This is a genomic window from Caulobacter sp. 10L414, assembly GCF_056395525.1.
Genome location: NZ_JBFTJR010000005.1, coordinates 35771 through 58208, shown reverse-complemented (window position 1 = coordinate 58208; position 22438 = coordinate 35771). Strand labels below are relative to the sequence as shown.

At 66.8% G+C, this 22438-nt stretch carries 13 protein-coding genes; 4 read left to right on the top strand and 9 right to left on the bottom strand.

Features of this window, described 5'->3' with window-relative positions; translation table 11 throughout:
- Nucleotide 1 precedes the first annotated feature (1 nt).
- Nucleotides 2-3430 (bottom strand): response regulator, encoded by a 3429-nt coding sequence (locus tag AC1DCG_RS03010; RefSeq protein WP_477041370.1) that lies wholly within the window; start codon nucleotides 3428-3430, stop codon nucleotides 2-4.
- A gap of 863 nt (nucleotides 3431-4293) precedes the next feature.
- On the opposite strand from AC1DCG_RS03010, the gene AC1DCG_RS03005 reads away from it, so the two are divergent.
- Entirely contained in the window at nucleotides 4294-4707 is a 414-nt protein-coding gene (locus AC1DCG_RS03005) for a GFA family protein (protein WP_477028229.1), read from the top strand.
- A gap of 62 nt (nucleotides 4708-4769) precedes the next feature.
- Here AC1DCG_RS03005 and pgm read toward each other — a convergent pair whose 3' ends face one another.
- Nucleotides 4770-6410, bottom strand: coding sequence for a phosphoglucomutase (alpha-D-glucose-1,6-bisphosphate-dependent) (gene pgm, locus AC1DCG_RS03000; RefSeq protein WP_477028228.1), 1641 nt, complete (start codon nucleotides 6408-6410; stop codon nucleotides 4770-4772).
- A gap of 264 nt (nucleotides 6411-6674) precedes the next feature.
- Between pgm and AC1DCG_RS02995 the strand changes: the two genes are divergently transcribed.
- Entirely contained in the window at nucleotides 6675-8360 is a 1686-nt protein-coding gene (locus AC1DCG_RS02995) for a sensor histidine kinase (RefSeq protein WP_477028227.1), read from the top strand.
- Nucleotides 8361-8672: 312 nt separating this feature from the next.
- On the opposite strand, the gene AC1DCG_RS02990 is transcribed toward AC1DCG_RS02995, so the two are convergent.
- The 6 genes from AC1DCG_RS02990 to glgB all read right to left on the bottom strand — a co-directional run bounded on the left by AC1DCG_RS02990 (nucleotide 8673) and on the right by glgB (nucleotide 19361).
- Complete coding sequence (locus AC1DCG_RS02990; protein WP_477028226.1) at nucleotides 8673-9017, bottom strand: hypothetical protein; 345 nt, start codon at nucleotides 9015-9017, stop codon at nucleotides 8673-8675.
- A gap of 79 nt (nucleotides 9018-9096) precedes the next feature.
- Nucleotides 9097-11595 carry a malto-oligosyltrehalose synthase gene (treY, locus tag AC1DCG_RS02985; RefSeq protein WP_477028225.1) on the bottom strand — a complete coding sequence of 833 codons (2499 nt, stop codon included), beginning with the start codon at nucleotides 11593-11595 and terminating at the stop codon, nucleotides 9097-9099.
- Entirely contained in the window at nucleotides 11592-13547 is a 1956-nt protein-coding gene (gene malQ / locus AC1DCG_RS02980; RefSeq protein ID WP_477028224.1) for a 4-alpha-glucanotransferase, read from the bottom strand. The genes treY and malQ overlap by 4 nt, the downstream gene beginning before the upstream one ends.
- The gene (gene treZ / locus AC1DCG_RS02975; RefSeq protein ID WP_477028223.1) at nucleotides 13544-15271 is read right to left on the bottom strand and encodes a malto-oligosyltrehalose trehalohydrolase; all 1728 of its coding nucleotides are present in this window, start codon (nucleotides 15269-15271) and stop codon (nucleotides 13544-13546) included. Before treZ ends, malQ begins: the two co-directional genes overlap by 4 nt.
- Nucleotides 15268-17370: a glycogen debranching protein GlgX gene (glgX, locus tag AC1DCG_RS02970; protein WP_477036420.1), complete on the bottom strand. Its 2103-nt coding sequence runs from the start codon at nucleotides 17368-17370 to the stop codon at nucleotides 15268-15270. The genes treZ and glgX overlap by 4 nt, the downstream gene beginning before the upstream one ends.
- Nucleotides 17367-19361, bottom strand: a complete 1995-nt coding sequence (gene glgB, locus AC1DCG_RS02965) for a 1,4-alpha-glucan branching protein GlgB (protein ID WP_477028221.1) — start codon at nucleotides 19359-19361, stop codon at nucleotides 17367-17369. Before glgB ends, glgX begins: the two co-directional genes overlap by 4 nt.
- Before the next feature lie 353 nt (nucleotides 19362-19714).
- Between glgB and glgA the strand changes: the two genes are divergently transcribed.
- Together glgA and AC1DCG_RS02955 are read left to right on the top strand one after the other, a co-directional pair.
- The gene (gene glgA / locus AC1DCG_RS02960; RefSeq protein WP_477028220.1) at nucleotides 19715-21379 is read left to right on the top strand and encodes a glycogen synthase GlgA; all 1665 of its coding nucleotides are present in this window, start codon (nucleotides 19715-19717) and stop codon (nucleotides 21377-21379) included.
- Nucleotides 21376-21612, top strand: a complete 237-nt coding sequence (locus AC1DCG_RS02955; protein WP_477028219.1) for a hypothetical protein — start codon at nucleotides 21376-21378, stop codon at nucleotides 21610-21612. The genes glgA and AC1DCG_RS02955 overlap by 4 nt, the downstream gene beginning before the upstream one ends.
- Before the next feature lie 52 nt (nucleotides 21613-21664).
- On the opposite strand, the gene AC1DCG_RS02950 is transcribed toward AC1DCG_RS02955, so the two are convergent.
- A complete protein-coding gene (locus tag AC1DCG_RS02950) occupies nucleotides 21665-22423 on the bottom strand; it encodes a Crp/Fnr family transcriptional regulator (protein WP_477028218.1) in 759 nt (252 codons plus the stop codon).
- Nucleotides 22424-22438 lie beyond the last annotated feature (15 nt).

The following is a 22438-nucleotide window of genomic DNA, read 5'->3' as shown; positions in this document are numbered from 1 at the left end:
ACTATCTCGGCATCCAGACCCGGACGAGCGAGAGCAGCTTGTCCACGTCGATGGGCTTGGCCATGTAGTCGCTGCCGCCGGCGGCGATGCAGCGCTCTTGATCGTCGGGCATGGCCTTGGCGGTCAGCATGAGGATAGGCAGCTTGCGCCAGCGAGGATCCTGGCGGATCTGGCGGGTTGCCGACAAGCCGTCCATGACCGGCATCATCACGTCCATCAAGACCAGATCGACCGCCGCCGACGCGTCCTGCGAAGCGCGCTCCAGGGCCTCTATGGCCTCCTGGCCGTTGCGGGCGATCTGGATGATCGCGCCTCTGGGTTCGAGCACGTTGGTCAGCGAGTAGACATTGCGGATGTCGTCCTCGACGATGAGGATCCGGCGCCCTTCGAGCACCGCGTCGCGGTTGCGCGCCTTCTGGATCATCTTCTGCTGCTCGGGCGGCAATTCCGAAACAACCTGGTGCAGGAACAGCGACACCTCGTCGAGCAGCCGTTCGGGCGACTTGGCGCCCTTGATGATGATCGAATTGGAGTAACGGCGCAGCCGTTGCTCGTCGTCGGCCGACAGGTCATGGCCGGTGTAGACGATCACCGGAGGGAAGGCGCGCTCACCGTCCTGGCTCAGCGTTTCCAGGAGCGAATAGCCCGAGGCGTCCGGCAGCGACAGGTCCAGCACCATGCAATCGAAGGTCTGGGCGCGTAGCGCCTCGAGGCACTCGGCGGCCGTGCCGACGCCCACCGTCTCGACGTCGCCCGCCGACAACAGATGCCGCACGGCCTCGCGTTGGGTTGCGTCATCCTCGACGACCAGCACGCGTTTGACGGCGCTGGAGAGCTTGGCCTGCAGGCCGTGGAGGACTTCCGTCAGATCCTCCCGGCGAACCGGTTTGACCATGTAGCCTATGGCGCCCAGCGACAGGGCGGTCTGGGCATGGTCGTTGGCCGAAACGACATGGATCGGGATGTGTCGGGTGGCGTCGTCACGTTTCAGCCGATCAAGCACCATCAGGCCGGATTCATCGGGCAGGCCGACGTCGAGCACGACGGCGCTGGGCTTGAACCGTCGGGCCAGTGTCAGCGCTTCATCGGCCGTTCCCGCCACCAGGGCTTGGAAACCGATCTCGCGCGACAGGTCGCGAACGATGGCGGCGAAGGCGGCGTCGTCTTCGATCACCAACAGGACGCGGCGGGCGCTGCTGAGGCGGTCGCGATCGTCCTCAACGCTGGCGGCTGGCAGGTCGGCCTTCTGCATGGGCGTAGACGAAGACAGGCCTGGCGCTGGGTTCTGCGCCGCGACCAGCGCCTGGCGGGGCGAGACTTGCGAAGGATCGTAGGCCAGTGGGATGCTGAGCGTGAAGATGCTGCCCTCGCCGGGGCTGCTCTCCAGGGTGATGGCGCCGCCAAGCAGGCGCGCCAGTTCGCGCGAGATGGAAAGGCCCAGACCGGTGCCGCCATAGCGCCGGCTGATAGTGCCGTCGGCCTGCCGGAAAGCCTCGAAAATGCTCTCCTGGTGTTCGGGCGGGACGCCGATGCCGGTGTCCTCGACCCTGAATGACAGTCCGCCCGCCAGATTGGGCGCTATGGCCAGACGCACGCCGCCCGTCTGGGTGAACTTGAAGGCGTTCGAGAGCAGGTTCTTGAGGATCTGCTCCAGGCGCTGGCGGTCGGTATGGATCGTATGCGGCGTCTGCGGGGAGAGATCGATCTCAAAGCCCAGTCCGCGATCTTCAGCCATGGGTTGGAAGAGTCCGCTCAGATCCGAGCTCAGGCGCTGGAGGGGCAGGGACTCGGCCAACACCTCGACGTGGCCCGCCTCGATCTTGGACAGATCGAGAATGTCATTGATCAGCACCAAGAGATCATTTCCCGAGGAAACGATGGTCTGAGCAAAACCGACCTGCTTTTCCGTCAGATTGCCGTCCGGGTTGTCTTTCAAGAGGCCCGAGAGGATGAGCATGGAATTGAGCGGCGTGCGCAGTTCATGGCTCATATTGGCCAGGAAATCAGATTTGTACTGGCTGGCGCGTTCGAGCTCACGCGCCTTGAGCGTGATCTCCTCGCTGGTGCGCTCCAGGGCATCCTTCTGGTGTTCCAGGGTTTGGGCCTGTTCCTCCAGTTGGCTGTTGGTCTGCTCGAGCTCGACCTGCTGCTGTTCCAGGCGCACCTGGCTTTCCTTCAGCGCCCGGCTCTGCTCTTCCAGCTCCTCGTTGGAGACGCGAAGCTCCTCGCTCTGGACCTGCAGTTCCTCCGACTGTCTCTGGGTCTCCTCCAGGGCGTTCTGAAGCTCTGCGCGGTAGCGGGCCGAACGCAGGGCGATGCCGATCGAGGCGGCCGCCTGATCGAGCAGATGAAGCACCCGTTCGTCGACCGGATGCAGGAAGCCCAGCTCGAGGACGGCGTTCACCGTCTCGTCGGCATGGGTCGGAATCAGCACGAGGTGGCGCGGCTTGTCGTGGCCGAGCGCCGAACCGATCGTCATGTAGCCGTCAGGGACGTCGCGAACGATCGTCGAGCGGCCCTCGGCGGCGACCTTGCCGAGCAGACCTTCCTTGAGGTCGAACCGCAGCGGAGAATGAGCGTCTGCTGGAAGGCCCAGTGCGGCGGCGCGGTAGAAAGACCCGTTCTCACCCTTGAACAGCGCCCCGGCCTGGAAGCCRAGATAGTCAGACAGAAACGCGAGTATGGCCTCAGACAAGCCTTCGACCGACTTGTCGCCCATCATCGCCTCGGAAAGGCCCACCTGGCCGGACTGGAGCCAGTCTTCGCGCGCGCGGGCCGATGCGGCCCGGCGCACCAGGACGAAGACGGCGATGGTCAGGATCGCGCCCAGCAGTCCCGAAAGCACACCGCTCGCCGTCGCCGTGCGATAGGCCTGGTCCATCTCGGCCAGGCGCAGGTCGCGCAGTCGGTCCTCCTCGCGCCGCATGACGTCGAGCTGGCTGCGTATGGCGTCCATCTCCGTCTTGCCGCGATCGGTGGCCACGACCGCCAGGGCGGCCTGGGCGTTCACCCGGCGTAGTTTGATCGTCTCGTCCAGTTCGGCGAGCTTGGCGTCGATGTGCCGCTCCAGCTGGCGAATATTGGCCTGCTGGACGGGGTTGTCGGTGGTCAGCGAGCTGGCCGCCTCGATGCGCGAGGCGGCGGCCGTGACCGCGTTCTGGTAAGGTTCCAGATAGCGGTCGTTGCCGGTCAGGAGATAGCCGCGTTGCCCGGTTTCGGCGTCCTGCGCGGTCGACAGCAGATCATCCAGCGCGATCAGCACCTGATGCGAGTGCAGGATCATCTGGTTGTTGTTGCGCAGCACCTGAATGTTCCGGAAGGCGATCGACCCGCTGATCAGGAAGAAGGCCAACACCAGGACCAAGCCGAGCGTCGTCCAAAGATCGACGTCGGCCCGTGATCCGGCGCGACGATAAGTGTTGTGGGGCATCGAACTCAAACGCCAGGCGCGCCAACGGCGGGCGGGATGGAAAACGGGGAGAGGAAAGGCGCATGGGCGCGCTGGAAAACCGCGGCCGGCTGGCGTCTACGACGATCGTGCGAAATTCATCTTTTTCCCCGGCCGAACGCTGGCGTGCAAATGCGATGCTAAGGCAAAGGTTCCCATCGCGCGGGTGAAATAAAATGGTCGCGAACGCGCTTGTCTTATTGGAGCCGGTGAGGAAGGCGAACGTCTCACGAGTTCTCGCAACCTGGCCGCATTGAACAACGCCCGGCGCGTTGCGAGCTCGGGTTGGACGGCGGCGTGCGGGCTTGAAGTTCTGCAAGAGCGCCTCAACCGCCGGGTCCTGTGATGAAATGGGCGCCTGCCGCAGGAGATATGGGCTCCAGCGACAACGTGCATTCGCCGGAGCCCAGTACAGACGACAAGGGTCGCTCCTTGCGGATTGGCCGTGGTCTCTGCGGACACCGCCCCGAAGGGGGAACAGGGCGGCGGTGGGTCAAAGGGGATTTGACGTGGATTAAAACCCCGAAAGGTAGCGCTTGTTCCCGGTTGGTCGTGCTTTTCGTGTCCGAGCGTTTTGAGCCTGGCCGAGCGCGATCGGGTCAGCGCCATCGTCGGATGGATCGGACCTTGGGAGAAGATCTTCACCACCCGCCGGTGAGCGGCGATAACCGCTCGGCGCCTACTGTTTCCACCACCGCGGCGGCGCGGCAGGTCGCCTAATTGCACGTCGACGAGCTCGGTATCGGCGAGGCCATGACAGGACGGCGACGGTGCGGCTTGCGATCGATAGGTCCGACCGGCGCGCGCGTCTGGGGGCTGACACTGTCGTCGCGCGTTACGGTTGAATGGCTGAACAGATTGCTCTTTCCGGCAGTTGCGCCTGCGGCGCCGTCCGGCTTTCCGCGCTTGGCGCGCCGCTCCGCGCCGGCCTCTGCCATTGCATGACCTGCCGCAAGGCTCACGCATCGGCGTTCAACCCTTTTGTCGTGTTCGCCCCAAGCCAAGTGACCATCGAGGGTGATGTTGCCGGCTGGTCGAGTTCGCCCGGCTATGTCCGCTACTTCTGCCCACGCTGCGGTTCCAGAGTCTTCGCCGAGAACGCCGGGGCGGACGAAACGCGCGAGTACGAAGTATCCCTTGGCAGCTTCGACCAGGCCGGCGCCTTTGCTCCGCAGTACGAGAGCTGGATCAGGCATCGGGAGCCTTGGCTGGAGCCGCTGGGGGTGCCGCAGTTTGAGGCCGGCAGGCAGGAAGACTGAACGATCGCCGCCGCCCCGGCGCGCGCGCTTCGGACGGGTTGCGCATGAGCGTGCGGGAAGGGCTAGGTTGAGGCGAGCGCCTTGCCGACCAGGTCGCGGGCCTCGGTCTGCACGGCCTTCAGGTGATCGGGGCCCAGGAACGATTCCGCATAGATCTTGTAGACGTCCTCGGTGCCGGAGGGGCGGGCGGCGAACCAGGCGTTGCCGGTGGTGACCTTGAGGCCCCCGATCGCCTCTCCGTTGCCCGGCGCAGCGGTCAGGATGCTGGTGATCGTCTCGTCGGCCAGGACCTTGGCCGATACGTCCGAGGGGCTGAGCGCGGCCAGGCGGGCCTTTTGCCGACGATCGGCCGGGGCGTCGATGCGGGCGTAGGAGGGCGCTCCGTACTGCTCGGCCAGGCCGGCATAGAGCTGGCTGGCGCTCTTGCCCGCGACGGCCTGGATTTCCGCCGCCAGCAGCGACAGCAGGATGCCGTCCTTGTCGGTCGTCCAGACCGAGCCGTCCTTGCGCAGGAACGCCGCGCCGGCCGACTCCTCGCCGCCGAACCCGACCGATCCGTCCAGCAGGCCCGGAACGAAGTGTTTGAACCCGACCGGTGTCTCCAGAAGGCGGCGGCCGAGGCCCGCCACGACCCGGTCGATCATCGAGGAGGACACCAGGGTCTTTCCGACGGCGACGTTCTGGCCCCACTGCGGACGGTGGGCGAAGAGATAGGCGATGGCGACCGCCAGATAGTGGTTGGGGTTCATCAGGCCGCCGTCCGGCGTGACGATGCCGTGGCGGTCGGCGTCGGCGTCGTTGCCGACGGCGACGTCGAAGGGCGTCTGGCCCTTCATCATCTCGATCAAATTGGCCATGGCGCAGGGCGACGAGCAGTCCATGCGGATCTTGCCGTCGCTGTCGAGCGGCATGAACGCCCACTGCGGATCGACCTTGTCGTTGACCACGGTCAGGTCCAGCCGATGGCGTTCGCCGATCTCGCCCCAGTAGGCGACGCTCGCCCCGCCCAGGGGATCGGCGCCGATCCTCACGCCGGCCGAGCGGATGGCGTCCAGGTCGAGGACGGAGGGCAGGTCGTCGATGTAGCGGCCGAGGAAGTCATGGGCCTTGGCCGCGGCCCTGGCGCGCTCGAACGGAACGCGACGGACGGCGCGCAGCCCGCCTTGGAGCAGTTGGTTGGCCCGGGCGGCGACGGCCGAGGTGATCTCGCCGCCGGCGGGACCACCGGACGGCGGGTTGTACTTGATGCCGCCGTCGCGCGGCGGGTTGTGCGACGGGGTCAACAGAATGCCGTCGGCCTGGCCGGGGTGGGCGCGGTTATGGGTCAGGATGGCGTGGGACACGGCCGGAGTCGGCGTGAAGCCGTCTGCCGCGTCGACCAGGGCCTCGACGCCGTTGCCGACCAGCACCTCGAGGACCGTGCGCCAGGCCGGCTCGGAGAGGGCGTGGGTGTCGCGGCCGACGAACACCGGCCCGGTGATCCCGTGAGCGGCGCGATGCTCGACGATGGCCTGGGTGATCGCCAGGACGTGGCCTTCGTTGAACGCGCCGTCGGCGCTGGAGCCGCGGTGTCCCGAGGTGCCGAAGGCGACCCGCTGGCCGACGTCGCTCATGTCCGGCTGCCGATCGGCGTAGGCGCGGACCAGGGGGTCTACGTCGGTCAGGTCCTCGGCGCGCGCGCGGCGCCCGGCGTATTCGTGCATGGAAGTCCCCGAGAATGACTGGCGGCTAATATGCGCTGGCTTGGGATAGGTTCCTGCAAAGGGCCGTCGACGCTTTGGGATCTGGCGGCGTGAAGTTCGCCGCTCCAATCGGAGGCAGCTGTCGCTGCGGAAGAGGCAGTTAAAGTCTGGCGGAACGTTGTGGCCAAGCTGGCGTTCAGCGACGCGGTCAATGTTTAGACGGGGTCTGCCATTTTCAAGCTCGAGGCCTTCACGCGCCTGGCCAGTCGCGATCTGCCCTGGGCGGTGCGGCTGATCGGCGGCGCTCTAGCGGCGCTTCTGGCGCTCTGGCTGCATACTCTGACCGAGCGGGTCTGGCCCGGCGGAGCGCGCTTTGCGCTTCTCTTCCCTACGATCCTCCTGAGTTGTCTGGTCTTGGGCCGCGTGGGCGGCCTAAGCGCCCTTGCGACCGGACTGGTCGGGGTCTGGACGTTGATGATGCCGAGCCGGGGCGATCTTGCCCATGTCTCGTCAGGCGAACTCTCGGCGCTTTGTCTCTACGCGGCCTCGGGCCTGCTGGTTGTCGTGGTCACGGAGGCCTACAGAGCGATCAGCCGGCAGCTGCTGGCCGAACGTGATGGGGCCGCCCGTCGGAAGGCTGAGGAGGACGCTCGGTTCGTCGAGCTTTTCCGCAATGCGCCGGGCTTGGTGGCGATCTATCGAGGTCATGACCTCGTGGTGGAGTTCGCCAGCGCCGGGCTTGTCGAATTCCTGGGCCGCGGCGAGATACAAGACCGCTCCTATCGTCAGGTCGCGCCTGAAACAGCGCCGGCGCTTTTCGCGCTGATGACCAAGGTCATGGACGATGGCCAGCCCTATGTCGGGCGCCAGATGCGCACGCCCTTCCAAGCCCGTCCGGACGTCCCGCCGGAGGAGCGCTATTTCGACATTCTGCTTCGGCGGATCGAGCCTGCGTCCGATGGCCAGGCGCGGCTCTTCGTCCAGGCGCTCGATGTCACCGAGGCGGTCCTGACCAGCCAGGAGAACCAGAAGGCGGAAGCCCAGCTGCACGCTGTACTGGAGGAGATGCCGGTGGGGGTGGTGCTGCTCTCGCTCGAAACTCGCCAGGTCGTTCTTTACAACCGGGCCGCATCGCTCATCGTCGGCCACGACGTTCTGACCCGCTCGGCGGAACAATTCGGCGTTTATGGCGCCATGCACGCCGACGGCGCCCCGTTTGCTCCTGAGGACTATCCTGCGGCCCGCGCGCTTTCAGGCGAGACGATTGAGAAAGAGGAGCAGCTCTACCGCCGTCCTGATGGACGGATCGTGCGACTATCGGTGGATTGCAAGCGGGTGGCGGATGGAACCGGACGACCTCTGGTTGTCTGCACCTTCACCGACGTCACCGACCTGAGGCAGGCTCTCGACGCCAAGTCTTTGCTGGTCAATGAGCTCAATCATCGCGTCAAGAACACCCTGGCGACGGTTCAGGCCTTGGCGGGACAGACCTTTTGCGGAGATGCAGCCCAGCCTGGGGCAAGAGAGGCGTTCGAGGGCCGACTTTTGGCCCTGTCGCGCGCCCATAATGTCCTCACCCAGGCCGACTGGCGCACCGCCAGCCTGATGCGGATCATACATGAGGCGATCGAACCTTTCGGCGCGGCGCGCTTCGCCGTTGGCGGGGAAGATGTCCAACTGCCGCCGCAGAAGGCGGTCGCTGTTGCGATGGCCTTGCATGAACTCGCCACCAATGCGGTCAAGTATGGTGCTCTGACACGCGAGCAGGGACGCGTGTCCATCGATTGCGAGGACGCTGATGGGCGCACGAGGCTGGAATGGCGCGAGCAGGGCGGGCCGCCCGTCGAAGAGCCCCGGCAGATCGGCTTCGGGATGCGACTGCTGACTCGTGCTCTGGATCGTGACGTGGACGGCGGCATAGACGTCACCTTCGCTCCTGCGGGCGTGACGTGCGTCATCAGGGGTCTATGAGCGCTAGGATGGTATGAAATCCGTTCTCGCCGACGTCGGCCTCCACGCAACCCGGCCCGCCGCGCGCGCGGTTTCTTTCGCCGCGAGGGAAGCTAGTCGGCGCGTTCGGGATTGTCTTCTTTATGACAAAGGAGGACGCCGATGACCAAACAGTATCAGGCCAGGCCAGAAGGGCAACAGCCGCCGGCGACGCAGCCAGGCGGCCTGGAGGCGCCGCCGCATCCGGCTCTTGATCCAAACCAGAAGACGGACGCCACCCACGACCCTACGGCCGGAGATCCAGGCAATGGGGCCGATTAGGCCAGCGCTTTCCTAACTCACGACCCGAAGCGGCGGCACGCGGTAGGCGGGAACGAGCGCCATGGGTTCAGCCTGACCTCCGTCGGCCGCGAGCCAGCGCGCCAGCCGGCGTAGCGCCACCGGGGCAAGGAGCGTCAGGCCGTCCTTGCTGGCGACGATGTGAGGGGTCTCGTCGGGCCGAACGTCCACTTCGATATCGAGCGCGCGGACCGCTCCGGTCCCAAGCCGCTCGATGCTCGTGGGACCCAGACGCTCGGCGCGATCCAGCACCAGACAAAGAGGGGCGTAGCCGGCGCCGCGTAGCGCGGCGAGCGCCAGATAGAGCTTCTCTTCATAGTCGATTTCGAACTTGGCCATGGCGCCCCTCCCCAGAAGCCAGGCCATGGACGCGCCGAATGTGGGTCCTGTCAACATGACGCGGGCGCGACCAAGGGTCTCATTCGATCGCCCACCAGAACGGCGAACCGTTGGTGAGGCGCGAGATCTGTCGGCCGTCCGGCAGGGCGGCGTCGCGCCACCAGCTCTCATCCACCACCGGCGCGTTGCGAGCGATGCAGGCGTCGGCGCAGCCTATAGCCGCAACGACAAGCAGACGGCGCTCGCCGGCGGTGCGCTCGAAAACCACGGCGTTATCGGAGACGGGGCGCTTGATCTCCAGCGGCGAGATGGCCGCTGCGAACAGATCCGGATGGTCGCGCCGGGCCTTCAGCAGGTCCCGAATGAGCGCTTGTTTGGTCTCGCCCGCGCGCCAGTCTCCACCGCCTTCATGATCGAGCATCGCGTGACGCCGGTCGTAATCGACAGGTCGGCGATTGTCGGGGTCGACGAGACTGAAATCCCAGAACTCGGTTCCCTGGTAGAAGTCGGGTACGCCCGCCAAGGTGAGTTTCAGGCCGGTCTGGACGAGACTGTTGGCGGCGCCGGCGGGCGCGATCTGGTTGACGAAGAGGTGAGCGTCCTGCCGGAAGGCGCTGTTGCCTTCGACCAGCAGCCGGCGAAGATAGCTTTTGCTGGCGGCCTCATAGGTCTCATCCTGCACCGTCCACGATGTCCGCAGCTTGGCCTCGCGCAGCGCCTTTCGCTGCCAGCCGCCCAGACGCTCGGCGAAGGCGGCCATCGCCTTTGCGTCCGCCGGCTCGAGGTCCAGCGGCCAGGCGCCGACGATCATCTGGTGCAGCATGTGCGCATCGCCCGGATCGACGCCTTCAAGCGGCGTCAGCGACAGCCAGGCCCTTGCCCGCTGCGCCCACAGCGCGGAAATCTCGCTGAGCACCGCCAGCCGGGCGCGCACGTCCTCCCCCCGCTTGTGATCGTGCGTCGCCGTCGCCAGCATACTGGATGGGAACGCCGCTCCCCTCTGTGTCGCCTGCCGTAGAAACAGCGCCGGAGACATCGAGAGCCGGGCCGGATCAAAGCCGACATCGTTGCGCGAGAGCAGCCGGCCGTAGCGATAGAAGGCGGTGTCCTCTACGGCTTTCGCGGCCACGGGCGCCGAGAGCTGCTCGAGGCGCCGGATGGCATCGATCCGAAGGTCGGCGGGAACCTCGCCTTCGCCGCGGAGCCAGGCGGCGATCTGATCCAGGGCCAGGCTCGACGCCGGCTGCGCCGCCTTGGCGCTCGCCAGGGCCTTTAGGGGCGGCTGTCGGGTGTCGGCGGCGTAGGTGCGGTAGTTTCTTGAGGCCTCGACCAAGCTCGCCAGAGCCCGGCGGAGGGCGGGAAGGGGCAGGTCCCTTGTCGCGACGTCCCAGCGCGCCAGCCGGTAGAAGGCCATGGCCGCCGCGTCCAACTGGCCGGCAAATCCGCCTGAGAGGATTTCGCGTCTGGCGTCGAGCTCCTCGGCCTCGAAATCGGCCGGACGTCCGCTTATCTGTCGCCAAAGACTGGCCAGTGGAGCAGCGCCCTGGGGATCGTGTTGCAGCGCCGAGAGATCGTTCATGACCTCGTAGCCGGTGGTTCCGTCCACGCCCCAGTCGGCGGCCAGGCGCTCGTCCGCGCCAAGAATCTTTTCGACCACCAGCCAGGCCTTGCGCGCCGGATCAGCCGTGATCAGCGCCTCGCGCAGTCGCCGGCAGTAGGCCGGCGGATCGGCCAGGCCGTCGACATGGTCCACCCGCAGACCGTCGATCAGGCCTTCGCGATAGAGGCGCAGAGGCAGGGCGTGCACCGCCTCGAAGACGACCGGATCTTCGATACGCAGCCCGGCCAACTCAGTGATGTCGAAGAAACGCCGCCAGTTGATCGCGTCGCCAGCCGTCCGCCACCAGGCCAGGCGGTAGTGCTGACGCTCCAAAAGGTCGTGCAACCGCGCCAGTCCATTCTCGGTTCCTGGATCATAGGCGGCGGCCAGGCGGAAAGGATCGACGTCCTCTATCCGCGAGGCGTCTGCGGCCGCGAGAACCTCGGCGTAGTCGCAGCGGCGCAGCGGGAAGCGGTGGGCGCCATGAGCCAGGACGGAGAGGCGGTCGGGCTCGATGTCCAGTTGGATGGCGCCCGCGGCGAGAGCCTCGGCGTAGGGGGCCCCGAGGAACGGAGCGAGCAGCTTTCCTGCCAGGTCGGGATCGGCTGGCGCCCAGTCGATGTCGAACATCCGGGCGAAGGGGCTGGCCGGGCCGTTCTCCAGGACATCCAGCCACCATGCGTTGTCGCCGCAGCCAACAGCCAGATGATTGGGCACTATGTCGAGGACGACGCCCAGGCCCTGGGCCCGCAGCGCCTCGACCATGTCGCGAAAGCCCTGTTCACCGCCTAGTGCTGGATTGATCTCAAGGGGATCCACCACGTCGTAGCCATGGGCGGAGCCTGCCCGGGCTGTGGCGATCGGCGAGGCATAGACATGGCTCACCCCCAGTCTGGCCCAGTAAGGCGCCAAAGCCGCCGCGTTTGAGAAGGTGAAGCCGGCGTGGAACTGCACGCGATAGGTCGCTGAGGGGATCATCTGGGTCTCTGGGCGTTCAGGCGGGCGATCCGGCTGGCGACGACGGGAGCGGCCAGGAGCGCCTCGCTCGCCACCGGCAGTCGCCGGCGCCAGTTGGGATGAACATCGACGACGCCGGGCAGGTTGGGCTGCTCTTCCAGGCCCAACAGATCCTCGATCGGGATCAGCGCCAACTCGCAGGCGGTCGCGCCGACCACCGCCATCGCGGCTTCGACGGCGGGATCAGGGTTGTGCGGCGAGGGAACGGGACCTTGCGCCTGGTCGGATTGCGAGGCCATGTTCCAAAGCGCGGCCCGGTCGTCAGCGCGCTCGCCACGCTCGGCCTGTCGGTCGCCGGGCGCATTCAGGCGCTCGCGCCACTCGATGTCGCGTCCGCGCCACCAGCCGGCGACCGGCGGCAGGTCATGGGTGCTGGTCATGGCCACGGCGCGCCGGTCCCAGTTTTCAGGTGGAATGAAGGCGCCGCTTTCCTCCCGCTCGAAAGGCAAGACCCGCATGCCCAGCAGCCCATGCTCGTCGAGGGCTTCGCGCAGACCTGGCGGCACGACGCCCAGATCCTCGCCGATGATCACCGCTCCGGCCCGGCGCGACTCCAGGGCGATGAGCGCCAGCAGATCATCGATGGGATAGCGTAGATAGGCGCCCTGGTCGGGGGATGCTCCATCCGGGATCACCCACAGCCGCCCCAAGCCCAGGGCGTGGTCGATACGGACCCCGCCGGCGTGCCGCAACGCCGTGCGCAAGGTGTCGAGGAAGGGTTGGTAGCCGGCGGCTCGAAGGGCGTCGGGAGCAAAGCTGGTCAAACCCCAGCCTTGTCCGGCGGCCTGAAAGGCGTCAGGCGGCGCGCCCAGGGTCAGGCCGAGCATCAACTCCTGGGGCCGTCTCCAAGCGTGCGAGCCGCCGGGGTCGAGGCCGACGGCGAGGTCCGAGACCAGTCCTATGCCCATGCCGGCGCCTTTGGCCGAGGCCTGAGCCTGCTGCAGGCCAAGGTCCGCCAGCCATTGTGCGAACAGAAAAAAGCCCACCCGGTCGCCAAGGCCAAGCTGCTCCACGACGGCCTCGGCGTGGGCGACGTCCTTGTACGCCTCGGGCCAGCGGCGCCAGCCGCCCGCGCCGAAGATATGCGCCAGGCGCTCGTCGAGCGCCTCGAAGATCGCGTGGCGGCGAAGTTCCGGGCCTCCAACCGCGACAAAGTCCGTAAACCGCTGCTCGCCGGCGAAGGCGTGATAGGCTGCGTTCAGCCTGGCGAGCTTGGCGGCCGCCGCCTGCGGCCAATCGATCAACTCCGGCCCGCCCCGAGGAGCCGGGGCCGCGCCGAGGGCTGCGGGATCTGCATAGAGAATATTGAGGTGGTCGCGACTCGACGGTGAGTAGGGACTGCAGCGCTGTGGCGCGCTCGGAAAGAGCGCATTGGTCGGGCTGATCGCCAGGGCGTCGGCGCCGGCTTGGCCGGCCGAGCGGGCGATGAGGGCCAGGGCGCTGAAGTCGCCGAAGTTCCCATGCTCACGTAAGCCGTAGAGTTGGGTGGTCAGTCCCCACGCATCGCGGCCCAACAGATCGCGTGGCGTCAGGCAGCGGGGAGGGCAGACCGCCAGCTCCAGCGCGCGGTCGTCCAGCTCAACGCGATGATACCCCGGTTCGGAGACGCTCAGGGTCAGACCATCGGCGTCTGAGGCGGCGTCCCGGGTGCGTCCATCCTCGAGGATAACACGACCCCGGCGGGCGCCTGCAAACCTGACCGGCCTATCGACCCGCCCGATCAGCAGCTTCGGGGACGATCGTTCTCGAATGGCCGCCAGGGCGTGACTGGGCGAGGCGATATCGTGGCCGAGCGCAACCAGCACCGCGCGAATGGTGTCCAGTTCGACCCGACGGTCGCGGCCGTTGAAATCGGTCCATTCGACCAGCACGCCCGCCGCGTCCGCCAGCGCCAACAGCGCGGTGTCGCTCATGGCTCTTGCGCCAGCCAGGCGGCGAATGAAGCCGGCGGTAGCTGGCCGTTCAGCGGCTGATCGCCCACCACGACGAGTGGAGGTCCAGCCGGGGCGGGCCGGAGTGGGACGGCGACCTCGCCGAGATTGACGGCCACCGTGTAGGTCTTGCTTCCCAGGCGCCAGGCGGCTTGCACGGACTTGGCGCCAATCGCCCGGGCGCCAAGGCTGCCTGCGCCGTCGATGTGGGGCGCCAGATTATCGCGCCGTAGGCGCAGCAGGGTTGCGATCAGTTGACGCCAGCTTTCGGCGTCCGGGCCCGGCGATGGACGCGAGGCCTCGAAGGTGGGGGCGGCGTTGGGGTCTGGAATGGCCGCTCTGGCCTGCGGATCAGCGAAGGCTGGAAACTTGGCGAATTCGCGCCGACGGCCCTCGCGCACGGCGTCGGCCAGATCGTCGTGGAAGTCGGTGAAGAACAGGAACGGGGTTTCCGAGCCGCTCTCCTCGCCCATGAACAGCATGGGGATTTGCGGCGACATCAAAAGGAGCGCCATAGCCGCCCTCAGGCGGTCGGGAGCAACCAGCGTCGTCAGCCGCTCGCCGAGCGCCCGGTTGCCGACCTGGTCGTGGTTCTGCAGAAAATTGACGAAGGCGGTCGGCGGCAGGTGCCGGCTGGGCGCGCCCCGCGGCCTGCCGTCGTGATTGGGCGAACCCTCGCCCTGGTAGATGAATCCTTCCGCCAGGCTGCGAGCCAGACGCTCGGCGGGCCGATCGGCGAAGTCCTGGTAGTAGCTGCTGGTCTCGTCCGTCAGCAGAACGTGCATCACGTTGTGGAAATCATCGTTCCACTGAGCGTCATAGCCGCCCGACAAACGGTCAGGGTCGTTGCCCTCATTCTCCAGTACGAGATGGATGTGGCGGTCTGGACAACGGGCGCGCACCTCTGCGGCGAGCCTGTCCAGAAAGTGGTTGTCTGCGATCGCGTGCACGGCGTCGAAGCGCAACCCATCGAAACGGAAGATCTCCAGCCAATAGAGGGCGTTTTCGATGAAGAACCGCGCCACGGGTTCCTCGCCAAAAGCGATGGCCGGTCCCCACGGGGTGTGACGCGCCTCGTCGAAAAAGGGCTTTGCGTAGGCCGGCAGATAGTTACCGTCCGGGCCAAAGTGGTTGTAGACCACGTCGAGCAGCACCATCATCCCCAGGCCGTGGGCCGCATCGACCAGGGCCTTCAGGTCGTCCGGCGAGCCATAGGCGCCGGCGGGGGCGTAGGGCAGGACGCCGTCATAGCCCCAGTTGCGCGACCCCGAGAAGCTGTTCACCGGCATCAGTTGCAGCGCCGTGATCCCCAGGGCCGAAAGCGCGGGCAGCCGGTCGGTTACACCGGCGAAACCGCCCAGCAGGCCGGGGTGAACTTCATAGATCACTGCGTCCGACCAGGCCCGGCCAAGCCACTCGGGATTGCGCCACGCATATCCTTCAGGGCTGACCAGGACGCTCCAGCCGTGCACGTCGTCGGCCTGGGCGCGAGCCGCCGGATCAGGCACGACGAGGTCGTTGTTGATCCGAAACCGGTACTTCTGCCCGTCGGCAGCTTCAGTCTCGTAGTCGAACCAGCCATCAGCCAGCCGGTTCATGACGAAGACGCCTTGTCCGTCGAGGTCCACGGCGACGCGCGCCTGCCCCGGCGCCCAGAGGCGCAAGCGGACACGCCCATCGCCAAGCCAGGCGGGTCCGTGGTTCATCGTGCTTCTCCGACCCCGCGCAGAATGACCGCCGCACCGCCGGGTAGGTCGAGCATCTCGCCGACAGGGGCGGGCTCGGCGTTAGGGTCGGCGCTGTCGATGAGCCGCTCGAAAGTCAAACCTTCAGTCGGAAGCGCGAAGGTGAGGGCTTCGTCAGCGCCGTTCATCGCCAGGGCGATCAGTTCCAGCGATCCGTCGGCAAGTCGGCGGGCGCGGCGCATCAGGAGGGCGCGGCCGTCCGGATTGCGCCAGTCGTCTTCCGACAATGGCTGGCCGCGCTCATCGAACCATTCGATGTCGAGAACGCCGGGCGCGGCTTCGTCCTGGCCGTAGAGGAAGGAGCCGGACCGCAGCAGAGGGTGGGCCTTGCGAAGCGCGATAAGCTTGGCGGTGAAGTCGATCAACGCCTGACCGGACTGGTTGGCCGCCTGACCCCAGTCAAACCAGCTGATCTCGTTGTCCTGGCAGTAGGCGTTGTTGTTGCCGTTCTGGGTGCGGCCAAACTCGTCGCCGCCCAGCAACATGGGAGTGCCGAGCGAGGCCATCAGCGTCGTCAGCATCGAGCGGCGCACTCGATCGCGCTGGTTCTGAATGGTCGGATCGTCGGTCGAACCTTCGGCGCCCCAGCCGCGCGAATAGTTCTCGCTGTGCCCGTCCTGGCCGTTCTCGCCGTTGGCCTCGTTGTGCCGGCCATCGTAGCTCACCACGTCGTTGAGGGTCATGCCATCATGTGCGGTCAGCATGTTGATGCTGGCCCAGGGCCGGCGGGCGCGTCGATCGAAAAGGTCGCCCGAGCCCGAGAGCCGCGCGGCTAGATCCGGCCGTTGGCCCGCGTCGCCGCGCCAGAAGCGGCGGGTGGTGTCGCGGAACTTGTCGTTCCATTCGGCGAAGCTTGGTGGATGGTGGCCCAGTTGGTAGCCGCCCGGACCGATGTCCCATGGCTCGGAGATGAGCTTCAACCGGCCCAGCACAGGATCCTGGCGCAGGACGTCGAAGAAGGCGGCCCCAGGCGAAAACCCCGCGTCGCCCTCGCGGCCAAGCGTCACGCCCAGATCGAAACGGAAGCCGTCGACACGGAAGGACTGGGCCCAGTAGCGCAGCGAATCCGCCACCATCTGGATGACCCGGGCCGAGGCCATGTTCAGCGAATTGCCGGTGCCGGTGTCGTTGATGCAGTGGCGCGGGTTGTCGGCGACCAAACGGTAGTAGGTAGCGTTGTCGAGGCCGCGCAAGGACAGGGTCGGACCCATCTCGCTGCCTTCGGCGGTGTGGTTGTAGACGACGTCGAGAATAACCTCGATGCCGCTGGCGTGCAGGCGTCGCACGGCCAGGCGGAACTCATCGTGGCTGCCGCTGGCCAGATAACGCGCCTCAGGCGCGAAGAAGGCCAGGGTGTTGTAGCCCCAGTAATTGGAGAGACCGCGCTCCTGCAGGAAGCGATCCTGGGTGAAGGCGTGGACCGGCATAAGTTCCAGCGCCGTGACGCCCAGACGCTTGAGGTGGTCGATGACCTTGGGGTGGGAGAGGGCCGCGAAGGTGCCGCGATCCTTGGGGCCGACCTCTTCGAGCAGGGCGGTCAGGCCCTTGACGTGCGCCTCGTAGATCACCGTCTCCGACCAGGGCGTGTTGGGACGACGATCGCCTTCCCAGTCGAAGGCGTCGGCGGTGACGACCGACTTGGGCATGGCCGGAGCGCTGTCGCGGCGATCAAAGGAGAGGTCCGCGCGCGGCGAGCCGACATGATAGCCGTGCAGGGCGTCGGTCCAGCGAAGCTGGCCGGCCAGGCGGCGGGCATAGGGGTCCAGCAACAGCTTGTTGGGGTTGAACCGGTGACCCTGTTCAGGCGCGTAAGGGCCATAGGCTCGAAAGCCGTAGAGCTGGCCGGGTCGAGCATGCGGCAGGTAGCCGTGCCACACCTCGTCGGTGCACTCGGGCAGGGGATAGCGCGCCAGTTCCTTGCGGCCAGACGGGTCGAAAAGACAAAGATCAATGCGCTCGGCATTGGCTGAGAACACTGCGAAGTTGACGCCAAGACCATCGAAGGTCGCGCCCAGAGGATAGGGCGAACCGGCTTCGAGACGTTCGGGCAAGGGGGTCAAGCGCTAGGTCCTTCATAACGGAGATAGACAGCAGCCAGCGGCGGCAGGGTCAGGTCGATGGCCGGCCCGTCGGGATAGGTGACGGCGCTCACCCCGCCTTGGTTGCCAAGGCCGCTCCCGCCGTAGGCGTAAGCATCGGTGTTGAGGATCTCGGCCCAGCGACCTTCCAGCGGGACGCGCACCCGCCGCTGCATTCGGGGCTCGGGGGTCATGTTGACGGCTACGACAACGGTCGCGCCACCATGAAAGGAGCGGCGCTCGAAGATGAAAACGCCGTCGCGATCGTGGTTCTCGGCGATCCAGCCAAAACCGCGCGCATCCGCGTCGGTGTGATGCAGGGCGCCTTCCTGGCGATAGACCCGGTTGAGGTCGCCGACCAGACGCTGCAGCCCGGCGTGTTCGTGCGTTTCGAGCAAGGACCAATCGAGCTCGCCGTCGTGGTCCCATTCGCGCCGCTGGCCGATCTCTCCGCCCATGAACAGCAGCTTCTTGCCAGGATGGGCCCACATCAGCGCCAGGAGCGCGCGCAGGTTGGCGAACTGGCGCCAGCGGTCGCCGGGCATTTTCGACAGCAGCGAGCCCTTGCCGTGGACGACCTCGTCATGGCTCAGCGGCAGGACGAACCGTTCGGAGAAGGCGTAGGTCAGGCCAAAGCTCAGATCTCCGCCATGCCAGCCGCGATGGACGGGATCGCGGTGCATGTAGCGCAGGGTGTCGTTCATCCACCCCATGTTCCATTTGTAGGAGAAGCCAAGACCGCCTTGATCGACCGGCGTGGTCACCCCCGGCCAGGCCGTGGACTCTTCGGCGATGGTGATGGCGCTTGGAAAGTGCTCCCCGATCGCGGCGTTCAGCCGGCGTAGGAAGGCGATGGATTCCAGGTTCTCGCGGCCGCCATGCACGTTGGGCGTCCATTCACCGGCCTTGCGGCTGTAGTCGCGGTAGAGCATCGAGGCGACGGCGTCGACACGCAGGCCGTCGATATGGAAGCGATCCAGCCAGTAGAGGGCCGAAGCCACCAGGAAGCCGGCCACCTCTTCTCGGCCGAGATTGTAGATCAGCGTGTTCCAATCTGGATGGAAGCCCTCGCGCGGATCGGCATGCTCATAGAGCGCCGTGCCGTCGAAGCGCTCCAACCCGTGGGCGTCAGCGGGAAAATGGGCCGGGACCCAGTCGAGGATGACGCCCAGGCCGGCCTGGTGGCAACGATCGACGAAGCGAGCGAGCGCCTCGGGAGCGCCATAGCGGGCGGAAGGCGCGAACTGGCCGAGCGGCTGATAACCCCAGGAGCCTCCGAACGGGTGCTCCATGATCGGCATCAGCTGGACATGGGTGAAGCCAAGGCCGGCGACGTATGGGATCAAGTGGTCGGCCAGGTCGTCCCAGTCGTGACAGTCGCGACCATCCCAGGGGCGGCGCCAGGATCCGACATGCACCTCGTAGATCGAGATCGCCGCGCCGGCGTGGTGGCGCTCGGCGCGACCGGCCATCCAGTCGTCGTCCGCCCAGGGATGGTCAAGGCGGGGCGCGACGAGGGAGGCGGTGGCCGGCGGCGTCTCGCTGGCCCTGGCGAGGGGATCGGCCTTGCGACGCACGACCCCATCGGCGCCTTCGATGTCGAACTTGTAGCGCGCGCCGGCGGCGAGGCGCGGGATGAAGATTTCCCACACGCCGGCCTCGTGACGCAGGCGCATGGGATGACGTTGGCCGTCCCAGCTGTTGAAGTCGCCGACCAGGCTCACCCGCCGTGCGTTGGGCGCCCAGACGCTGAACGCCACGCCGTCGACACCTTCGAGCGCGCGCGGGACCGCGCCGAGCCGCTCGGTCATCCCCATCGCCTCGCCCCGCAAGATGGCGGTCAGATCGGGCTCTGAGAGAACAGGACCAAAGCCGTAGACGTCTTCGGTTTCGTAAGCACCCTGGGGCCAGAGCACTCGCAGGGCATAGCTCGTCTTGGGCTTGATCTCGCCGGTGAAGAGACCCGGGGACACCTCCTGAAGACGCCCAAGGCGTCTTCGGCTCTTGGGTGAGATCAGCTCTACGCCCACAGCGCCAGGCTGGAAGGTTCGCACGACGCCTTCGTGGCGTCCAAGATAACCAAACGGATCGGACGCCCACGACCCCGCACTCACCGACCCCACCCGCCGTCTCCAAATTGCTGCGAGTGCACAACGATCAGGCGCTCAATCTGTGCCTGGAGCGATCAAAAAATATTCCCGGAACCCTTGGCCACGCCCGTTGTTTCGGGGACATCTCAAGGAGTAGCGGCGATGGCGTTCGGGGCGTGGCAGAGCTTATTGTGCGGTAGCGAAGAGTCGCCTCCGACCGTGTTCGGCGCCGGCCGATGAGCGCCCCCCGCATCCTATCGGTCGCCGCCGAGATATTTCCGTTGGTCAAGACCGGCGGCCTGGCCGACGTGGTCGGGGCTTTGCCGCTGGCTCTAGCCCGGGAGGGCGTCAGGGTCGTCACCCTGGTGCCCGGCTATCCGGCCGTGAAAGCCGCGCTGGAAGCGCCCAGCGTGGTGCACCGTTTCGCCGGCCTCATGGGCGGACCGGCGCGGTTGCTGCGGGGACGGGCAGGGGCCTTGGACCTCCTGGTGATCGACGCTCCCCACCTCTACGACCGGCCCGGTAATCCCTATCTACAGGCGCCTGGTGTCGAATGGCCCGACAATGGCCCGCGCTTTGCGGCGCTGGCCAAAGTCGCCGCCGAAATCGGCCTGGGACTCCTGGCTGACTACCGCCCCGATGTGATCCAGGCTCACGACTGGCACGCCGGCCTGACGCCTGCCTATCTCCACTACGCTCAGAAAGAACGCCGGCTCCGGGCGCCGCCGGTCGTCCTATCAATCCACAATCTGGCCTTTCAGGGACTGTTCCCGGCAAGCCTGCGGGTCAAGCTTGGGTTGCCGGCGGAGGCCATGGCCATCGACGGCGTCGAGTACTGGGGCGACATCGGCTTTCTCAAGGCCGGCATCCAGTTCGCCGATCAGGTCACCACGGTCTCCCCAAGCTACGCGGCGGAAATCACGACCGAAAAGGGCGGCATGGGCTTGGGCGGGCTCTTGAAGGCCCGCGCCAGGTCGCTGATCGGCATCCTCAATGGCATCGACGCCGAGGTCTGGAATCCCGAGACCGATATCGACATCAGCGCGCGCTACACCGCAGAGACGCTGGATCGCCGCGCTATCAACAAGTTGGCCCTGCAGGCCAAGTTTGGTCTTCGACCGGATGCCGAGGCCCCGCTCTTTGGCATCCTCAGCCGGCTGACGGACCAGAAGGGCGTAGATCTGTTGCTGGGCGCGCTGCCGGTGTTGTTCGCCGAAGGCGCCCAGCTGATCGTTTGCGGCCAAGGCGAGCCGCGGTACGAGGCCGCATTCGCGCAGGCCGCCGAGCGCTATCCGGGCGCCATGGGCCGGTTCCTGGGCTACCGAGAGGATCTCGCCCACCTCATCCAGGCAGGCGCCGACGCGATCCTGGCGCCGTCGCGTTTCGAGCCCTGCGGCCTGACCCAGCTTTGCGCCATGCGCTATGGGGCGATCCCGGTGGTGTCGCGCACCGGCGGCCTGTCGGACACCATCATCGACGCCAACACCGCCGGCATCGCCCGTTCGGCTGCGACCGGCGTGCAATTCGCGCCCGCCACCCAGGATATGCTTGAAGACGCCATCCGCCGGACCTGCGCCCTTTACCGAGATCCGGTCAGTTGGCGGCGCGTCCAGCTCAACGCCATGGCGTCCGATAGCTCATGGCGCGTCTCCGCGGCCGAGTACGCCGCGCTTTTCGCGCGACTGGCGAGGCGGCCAGTCCGCGCCCCCGCCAATGATGCGACGGCCACGGTTTTGGCGTCGATCGAGCCGGTAAGCCCGGGCGAGCCGCGCAGCTTTGCTGCCTATGAGGGGGGCGAGACCGGCTCGCCCGATCCAGCGCCGCGGAGAGCGCCAAAGCGCCGGGCCCCTCCCAGGACCAAGGCTTCCACTGCGAGCCTGCGCCGGGCCGAAGAGCGATGATCGTCGCCGAACTGATCAAGCTGCTGCAGGATTGCCATCCCCAGGCCGTGGTGATGATTCCATCCGACCCGTCGATGGGCCAGGCGTGTGAACCGCTGGCCGACGTCGCCCGTATCAACGCCGGCCAGTTCGCCGACGGGCCAGCCGCGCAAGCGGGTGTGGTTCGGCTTTCGAGCTTTCCGGTCGCTCTGCTGGTCAGCGGATTTGATCTGGCCGAACAGGGCGGCGAATAAGGGGTAGGCATAAGGCGGACTGTTGTCGCGCATCGGGCCGCCCAACCCCCGGTCAGGCGAAGTTGATCCACTCCGGCTCGCGCACGAGCGCGTGCTGAGGCAAGCCGGTCATCGAGCGCAACCGCCGAAGATCCAGCAGGCGTATGGAACGCGCCCCGCGCTGGATCAGGCCGGCGCGCTCCATCGCGCCAAATTTTCGGCTGACATGGACCGGGCTGAGGCCCACCAGATCGCCGACCTGACTTTGCGTCAGCGGGAACGGCATGGTCCCTTGCTCGGCCATGCCCAGCGCACCCAGGCGGTCGAAGAGCTCGACGAGCATCCCGGCGATGCGTACCGATCCGTCGGTCTGCCCCATCAGGGCCAGGGCCTCCATCAGCGTCACGCGTTCGCGCTGGGCGCCAAGAAAATGAGCCGCTGCGATACGCGGGAAGCGCGCCAGCACCCCCATCAGGTCGCCGCGAGATACGGGGCGCACGATGATCGGGGTGATCGCCGTCAGGCATTCGGCCGTGCGTGTCACGCAAAGGCTGGGCGCGCCCAGCACATCTCTGGGCAAATGGATCTTGACGGTCTGCTGGCGACCAGACGCTACGGTGATGGACGAGGCCACCCAGCCGTCAACGAGCAAAAACAGATGGGTCGGCTCGGCGCCGTCGCGCTTGAGCACATGGTCGCGCGGCAGGTGTTGGGCTGGCCCCAAAATGCCCGTCAGCGCCGTGCGTTCGGCGCTGCTAAGATCGAAGACTTCGTCAAACTGTCCCCTCGGCGCCCCAGGCGCGACGGCGCGCGCCGCTGCTTGCTCATCCATGGGTCCCCGATCGCC